Here is a 6499-nt window from a genome sequence, read left to right on the forward strand (position 1 = left end):
TCGGCCAACGACCCGGGTTTCGGGGATTCCGGCGGGAGCGCCGGGGTGGTCCGGCGGCGGCATCGCGCGATGTGGTACCAACGGGGCATGGCCATCGACGACCGCACCGCTGAGTCCGCCCCCACGCCGAACCGGCGTCGATCGGTCCCCGCCGAGATCTCCCGCTCGTGGCTGCTCGTGCCCGGGACCGCCGCCGACCGCTTCGAGCGGGCCCAGCGCTCACGTGCCGACCAGATCATCCTCGACGTCGAGGACGCGGTCGATCCGGCCGCGAAGCCCGGCGCCCGCGCGACCGTGGCGTCCTGGCTCGCCGGCGGCGGCGAGGCCTGGGTGCGGATCAACGACGTGACGACGGACTTCTGGGCCGACGACGTCGAGGAGCTCCGCGGTCTCCCGGGTCTGCAGGGCGTGATGCTCGCGAAGACCGAGTCCCCCGCGCAGGTCACCGACACGTGGCACCGCCTCGGCGGCCACACGCCGGTGATCGCGCTCGTCGAGTCGGCGCTCGGGATCGAGGAGGCGACGTCGATCGCCAAGGCCCAGGGCGCGTTCCGTCTGGCCTTCGGTTCCGGCGACTACCGCCGGGACACGGGTGCTTCGGCCGACACCCTCGCGATGGCGTACCCGCGGTCCCGCCTGGTCGTGGCGTCGCGGGTGGGCGACCTGCCCGGCCCGATCGACGGCCCGACGGTCGGTTCGGCGCACGCGATCCTGCGTGAGCAGTCCCAGGTCGCGGTGTCGCTCGGCCTGACCGGCAAGCTCTGCCTCGACACCGAGCAGCTGCCGGTCATCAACGAGGTCATCTCACCGACGCCGACCGACGTCGCCTGGGCGCAGGACTTCCTGGACGACTTCGAGGCGCGCGGCCAGGTCATCCGCGACGGCTCGGACCTGCCGCGGCTCGGCCGGGCGCAGAAGATCCAGCGGCTCGCCAGGGCATTCGGCGTCGAGGCGCGGTAGGACGGTCCCATGACCTGGTCGAACGTCCCCGGCGGTCCGCCGCAGTCCGCTCCCGGTGCCCCGCGTCCCGAGCACGACCGCGACGCCGAGGCACGGCGCACGGCCTGGGAGCGCGGCGGCACGACGCTCTTCCCGGCCGCGAAGATCGCCGACCGGGTGTCGACCGTCCTCCTGCTGGTGTTCGGCGCGGTGATGACCGTCGTCACCGTGGTCGTGGGCGTGATCGGGGTGGCCTCGGCGACGACCTCGTGCGACGCGGCGACGGGGTGCTCGCCCGGTGGGTACCTCGGCGGTGCGGCGATCGCGGCGGGTGGCTCGTTCGTGGTGGGGGTCGCCACGGTCGTCCTCGCGGTCGGGGCCTGGGTGCGCCGACGCTCGTCGTGGTGGATCGCGGCGATCGGCTTCGTGCTCGCGGTGGCCTGCATCGCGTGGGGCGGGGTCGTGTTCGCCGACGCGGCCGACGGTGCCGGGAGCACCGGGACCGCGGGGAACGCGACGGCGTCGGCGCCCGCCTGACCGGCCCGACACGCACGCGCCGCCCGGCGGTAGCCTGCCGCGCATGGTGACCGTGTCGCGCACGACCGTGGCCGTCGTCGGCGGCGGTCCCGCCGGCGTCGTGCTCGGCCTGCTGCTCGCCCGCGGCGGTGTCGACGTGCGCGTGGTCGAGTCGCACGACGACTTCCTCCGCGACTTCCGCGGCGACACCGTGCACGCCTCGACGATCCGCTTGCTCGACGAGCTCGGGCTCGGGGAGCGCTTCCGTGCGCTGCCGCAGACCCGGCTCGACGACCTGTCGCTGCCCCGCCCGGACGGTTCGCGCGTGGTGCTCGGGGAGTTCTCGCGGCTGCGTCCACCGTACGACCACGTCGCGATGGTGCCGCAGTGGGACCTGCTCGACCTGCTCACCACCGCCGCCCGCGAGGAACCGTCGTTCACGATCTCGATGGGCACGGCCGCGAGCGGGCCCATCGTCGAGGACGGGGTCGTCACGGGCGTCCACCTGCAACCGCGCCACGGGGGCGGTCCCGAGGAGCTGCGCGCCGACGTCGTGGTGGCCTGCGACGGACGGAACTCGGTGCTGCGGACCGCCGCCGGGCTCCGCCCGCGGTGCTTCCGCGTGGGGTTCGACACGTGGTGGTTCCGGCTGCCCCGCCGCGCCGGCGACGACGGCGCCGCACTGGTCCCCGCGTTCGACGGCCGTGACGTCCTGCTCGCGTTCCCCCGGCGGGACCACCACCAGGTCGCGTACTTCGCGCCGAAGGGGTCGGACCCGGCGCTGCGTGCCGCCGGGGTGGCGGCGTTCCGAGCGACCGTCGCGCGGCTGCGGCCGGACCTGGCCGACCGGGTGGGCGCGATCCGGTCGATGGACGACGTGCACGTGCTCGACGTGCGGCTCGACCGGCTGCGGCGCTGGTGGTGGCCGGGGCTGCTCTGCATCGGGGACGCCGCGCACGCGATGTCCCCGGCGGGCGGGGTCGGGATCAACCTGGCGGTGCAGGACGCGGTCGCGACCGCCACTGCACTCGTGCCCGCGCTCCGTCGGGGGCTGCACGGACGGGCGCTCGACCCGGTGCTGCGCGCCGTCCAGCGACGCCGGACCCCGCCGACCGTGGCCGTGCAGGCGGCGCAGCGGCTCCTGCACCGGGTCGTGTTCGAGCGTGCCTTCGCCGGGCGGACGGCGGGCGGACCACCGCTCCTGCCCGTCTTCCTCGCCCGCTGGGTGCCACCGGCCCGGTGGGCGTACGCCCGGGCGGTCGCGTTCGGACCGCTGCCGGAGCACGCCCCGCCGTGGGCACGGCGCTGACCGCAGCGGCGTCGGCCGTGGCGCGTGGACGGACCGCGGCGCGCGCCTAGGCCCCGACGGCCCCGTCCTGCCCGGACGACTCGGACGGCGCAGCCGGGAGCGGTTTCTGCCACCGGTCCACGCGGACGGCGATGCGTTCGGAGGGGTCCCCGCTCCACGTGGCGTCGAGCCCGTGGTCCGCGAGCGCAGCGACGACCGCCACGGCGGCGCTCACCCGGCTGTGCTGCCGCAGCGCCGAACGACCGTCGAGCGACTGCTCGGCGAGTGCGACGTGGTCCGGCTCGAGGTCGGGTGCGTGCCGGAAGGCGCCGTACGACAGGTGCAGGGTCGTCGGCGTCTCGGCCAGCCGCTCGGCGTCCTGCTCGTGGAAGAACACGTACGCCCACTCGCGGGACCCGTCCTCCGCGGTCCCGTCGGAGGTGCGGGCGTCCTCGCACGCGGCGATCCCGTCGGCCTGGTCGACCCCGGTCGCCATCGCCGCGACGAACCCCTGCTGCCGGAGGATGTCGAACGCCTCGCGCAGCCGGTCGTACTGGCCGCTGCCCGGTGGGCGGTCCCGCTGGTCGAGCAGGCGCGCGGCCCAGCGTGCCCGGACGACCTGCTCGACCGTGTCGCGCAGCGCGTCGAGGTCGTCGGTGTCGTCCTCGTGCTCCTCGACGACCTGCTCGACGACGTCGTCGAACGACGTGAAGCCCGGCAGGACGAGGGCGTCGACGGACGCGGCGAGCGCCGCCGGGTCGAGGGTGTCCCGGGCTGTCGGAGCGGCCGGGGCGACCGGGGCGGCGGAGGGATCGGTGCCGGCAGCGTCGTCCGACCGGGTCTCGTCGGCCCCCTGCTCCGACCCCGCGCGGGTGGTCCCTGCGGTGTCGGTGTCACGCCGTCGTCGCCACCATCGGAACGCCATGCCGCCGATGCTACCCACGGGTACCGAGCCGGCGACCGGTGCCACCGGCAGCCGGCACCCGGCGGGCGCAGACCGACCTGCGCACCCGAACCGCGCCTCCCGGTCCGACCGGTGCCGGACGCGAGCCGACCGGCGGAGCCGCACCGCGCCTCCCGACCCGACCGGTGCCGGACGCGAGCCGAGCGGCGGAGCCGCACCGCGCCTCCCGACCCGACCGGTGCCGGACGCGAGCCGACCGGCGGACCCGCACCGCGCCTCCCGGCCGTGCGCAGACTGGACGTCCACCGGACGGCCGGGCGCATGCTGGCGGCATGAAGCAACGAGTCATCGGAGACGTGTCGGTCAGCGCGATCGGTCTGGGCGGCATGCCCATGTCCATCGAGGGGCGGCCCGACGAGCGGCAGTCCGTCGCCACCATCCACGCAGCCCTCGAGGCGGGCGTGACGCTCATCGACACGGCCGACGCCTACCACCAGGCGGGCAAGGACGAGGTCGGCCACAACGAGACCCTCATCGCGAAGGCGGTGCACGAGTTCCACGGGGACACCGACGCCGTGCTCATCGCGACGAAGGGCGGACACCTGCGACCCGAGGCCGGGCCGTGGGCTCAGGACGGCCGTCCCGAGTACCTGAAGGAGGCGGCGAAGGCCTCGGCCGCGCGCCTGGGCGTCGACGCCGTCGGGCTGTACCAGTTCCACCGGCCGGACCCCGCGGTGCCGTACGCCGACTCGATCGGGGCGCTCGCGGAGCTCCTCGACGAGGGCGTCATCCGGATGGCCGGCATCTCGAACGCCGACCCGGACCAGATCCGCACCGCGAACGAGGTGCTCGGCGGGCGACTGGCCTCGGTGCAGAACCAGTTCTCGCCGGCGTTCCGCTCGAGCGAGGCGGAGCTGCAGCTCTGCGACGAGCTCGGCATCGCGTTCCTGCCGTGGAGCCCCCTCGGCGGCATCGCCAAGGCCGGCGACCTCGGCACCGCGTTCGAGGAGTTCGCGATCGTCGCGCGGGAGCGGGACGTGTCGCCGCAGGTCGTCGCGCTGGCGTGGGAGCTGCACAAGAGCGACGTGGTCGTCCCGATCCCCGGGGCCTCGCGGCCGCAGTCGATCCTCGACTCGGTCGTCGCGGCGACGATCAAGCTCCGCGACGAGGACGTCGCCCGGCTCGACGCGGCGCAGCGGTCCGCCTGACCCCGGGACGCACACACCGCGACGCCCCGGCTCCGCTCGTGCGGGGTCGGGGCGTCGTGGTGTTCCGGTGCGGCGGTGTCGCGGGCTCGGCTCGCGACCACACCTGCCGTCAGGACGTGCAGGCCTTCTGGAAGTCGCTGCCCGTCGACTGCACCTTCTGGCTCGAGGCGGTGAGCGCCGACACGTCGGCCGACCCCGGGTCCTCGGAGACGTCCTCGATGGCGTCCACCATGTCGCCGTAGGCCTCGCTGAACGCGTCACCCTTCTCCTTGAGGTCGGCGTCCTCGAGCTCGTCGACACCCTGGTCGATCTTGTCGTCGAGCTCCTTGAGCCGGTCGAGCGCTGCACCCGGGTCGGACTGCAGGTCGGCCGCCGACGACTGCACGCCCGATGCGGCGTCCTGCACGGTCTTCGAGAACTCACGGCACTGCTCGGCCTTCGACGGGCCGCCCGCCGAACACCCGGCGAGCAGGACCACGGAGAGTGCTGCGGTGGCGATGGCGATGGTCTTCCTGGACATGCTGTGTCCCCCTGGTTCGTGCCCGCGCTCCCCCCGGTGGGTCGCGGATCGTCCCCGACGGTACATGGCGGACGCACAGGTGGTTCCGTGGTCCGGCGTACGGTCGAGGGATGCACGCGATCACGGCACACGACGGCGGACTCCGACTCGACGAGCACGACGACCCGGTGGCGGGCCCCGGCGAGGTCCTCGTCGCGGTGGCCGCCGCGGGCGTCAACAACGCCGACCTGCAGCAGGTCGCCGGCAACTACCCGCCGCCGCCCGAGGCGTCCGAGGTGCTCGGGCTCGAGGTCTCCGGCACCGTCCGCGCGCTCGGGGACGGCGTCGAGGGGTTCGCCGTTGGCGACCGGGTCTGCGCGCTGCTGTCGGGCGGCGGGTACGCCGAACTCGTCGCGGTGCCGGCGACGCAGGTCCTCCCCGTCCCGGACGGCGTCGACCTCGTCGAGGCGGCCGCCCTGCCCGAGGCCGCGTGCACGGTGTGGTCGAACCTCGGGATGATCGCCGGGCTCCGCGCCGGGCAGACCCTGCTCGTGCACGGCGGCACGGGCGGCATGGGCTCGCACGCCGTCCTGCTGGCGAAGGCCATGGGCGTCCGGGTCGTGGCGACGAGCGGCGGCGAGCGGAAGGTCCGGGCGTCGCAGGAGCTCGGCGCCGACCTCGTGGTCGACCACCGCAGTGAGGACTTCGTCGAGCGGACCCTGGCGTTCACCGAGGGTCGCGGCGTGGACGTCGTCCTCGACGTCGTCGGTGCGGACTACCTGGCGAAGAACCTCGCGGTCCTGGCGCCGAACGGCCACGTCGCGGTGATCGCCGCCGGCAGCGGTTCGACGGGCGAGCTCGACTTCGGCGCGATGATGCGCAAGCGCGCCACGATCAGCGCCACCACCCTGCGGGCACGACCGGCCGACGAGAAGGCCGCGATCGTCGCCGCGGTCCGGGAGCACGTCTGGCCGCTCGTCGCCGACGGCAGCGTGCGCCCGGTGGTGGACAGCACGGTGCCGCTCGCCGAGGCCGCCGAGGCGCACCGCCGCATCCGCGACGGCGAGGTGGTCGGCAAGGTGCTGCTCACGATCTGAGCGAGCCGGGCCGGGCGAGCGGGCCGGGCCGGGCGAGCGGGCCGGGCG

7 protein-coding genes are annotated in these 6499 nt (G+C 75.0%); 5 read left to right on the top strand and 2 right to left on the bottom strand.

Annotated features, from left to right (window positions below):
• Positions 1-87: 87 nt before the first annotated feature.
• Genes BEP24_RS07375 through BEP24_RS07385 form a run of 3 tightly spaced genes read left to right on the top strand, consistent with a single transcriptional unit; the run spans position 88 to position 2764 of the window.
• Complete coding sequence (locus BEP24_RS07375) at positions 88-960, top strand: CoA ester lyase (RefSeq protein WP_065961900.1); 873 nt, start codon at positions 88-90, stop codon at positions 958-960.
• 9 nt (positions 961-969) lie between these two features.
• Complete coding sequence (locus BEP24_RS07380) at positions 970-1476, top strand: DUF6264 family protein (protein ID WP_065961902.1); 507 nt, start codon at positions 970-972, stop codon at positions 1474-1476.
• A gap of 43 nt (positions 1477-1519) precedes the next feature.
• Positions 1520-2764, top strand: a complete 1245-nt coding sequence (locus tag BEP24_RS07385) for an FAD-dependent oxidoreductase (RefSeq protein WP_065961904.1) — start codon at positions 1520-1522, stop codon at positions 2762-2764.
• 46 nt (positions 2765-2810) lie between these two features.
• Here BEP24_RS07385 and BEP24_RS07390 read toward each other — a convergent pair whose 3' ends face one another.
• On the bottom strand, positions 2811-3668 hold the full coding sequence (locus tag BEP24_RS07390) for a hypothetical protein (protein ID WP_065961906.1): 858 nt from the start codon (positions 3666-3668) through the stop codon (positions 2811-2813).
• 311 nt (positions 3669-3979) lie between these two features.
• Between BEP24_RS07390 and BEP24_RS07395 the strand changes: the two genes are divergently transcribed.
• The gene (locus BEP24_RS07395; RefSeq protein ID WP_065961907.1) at positions 3980-4855 is read left to right on the top strand and encodes an aldo/keto reductase; all 876 of its coding nucleotides are present in this window, start codon (positions 3980-3982) and stop codon (positions 4853-4855) included.
• Between the two features lie 109 nt (positions 4856-4964).
• Here the strand turns inward: BEP24_RS07395 and BEP24_RS07400 are convergent, their stop codons facing one another.
• The gene (locus tag BEP24_RS07400; protein WP_065961909.1) at positions 4965-5375 is read right to left on the bottom strand and encodes a hypothetical protein; all 411 of its coding nucleotides are present in this window, start codon (positions 5373-5375) and stop codon (positions 4965-4967) included.
• A gap of 110 nt (positions 5376-5485) precedes the next feature.
• On the opposite strand from BEP24_RS07400, the gene BEP24_RS07405 reads away from it, so the two are divergent.
• Complete coding sequence (locus BEP24_RS07405) at positions 5486-6451, top strand: NAD(P)H-quinone oxidoreductase (RefSeq protein WP_065961911.1); 966 nt, start codon at positions 5486-5488, stop codon at positions 6449-6451.
• Positions 6452-6499 lie beyond the last annotated feature (48 nt).

The organism is Curtobacterium sp. UCD-KPL2560, from assembly GCF_001705035.1.
Lineage (GTDB): Bacteria > Actinomycetota > Actinomycetes > Actinomycetales > Microbacteriaceae > Curtobacterium.

What these genes read in the sequence shown, in the direction of transcription:
- BEP24_RS07390 (WP_065961906.1), bottom strand. Translation starts at nt 3,668, where the DNA reads ATGGCGTTCCGATGGTGGCGACGACGGCGTGACACCGACACCGCAGGG.
- BEP24_RS07405 (WP_065961911.1), top strand. Translation starts at nt 5,486, where the DNA reads ATGCACGCGATCACGGCACACGACGGCGGACTCCGACTCGACGAGCAC.
- BEP24_RS07400 (WP_065961909.1), bottom strand. Translation starts at nt 5,375, where the DNA reads ATGTCCAGGAAGACCATCGCCATCGCCACCGCAGCACTCTCCGTGGTC.
- BEP24_RS07395 (WP_065961907.1), top strand. Translation starts at nt 3,980, where the DNA reads ATGAAGCAACGAGTCATCGGAGACGTGTCGGTCAGCGCGATCGGTCTG.
- BEP24_RS07380 (WP_065961902.1), top strand. Translation starts at nt 970, where the DNA reads ATGACCTGGTCGAACGTCCCCGGCGGTCCGCCGCAGTCCGCTCCCGGT.
- BEP24_RS07385 (WP_065961904.1), top strand. Translation starts at nt 1,520, where the DNA reads ATGGTGACCGTGTCGCGCACGACCGTGGCCGTCGTCGGCGGCGGTCCC.
- BEP24_RS07375 (WP_065961900.1), top strand. Translation starts at nt 88, where the DNA reads ATGGCCATCGACGACCGCACCGCTGAGTCCGCCCCCACGCCGAACCGG.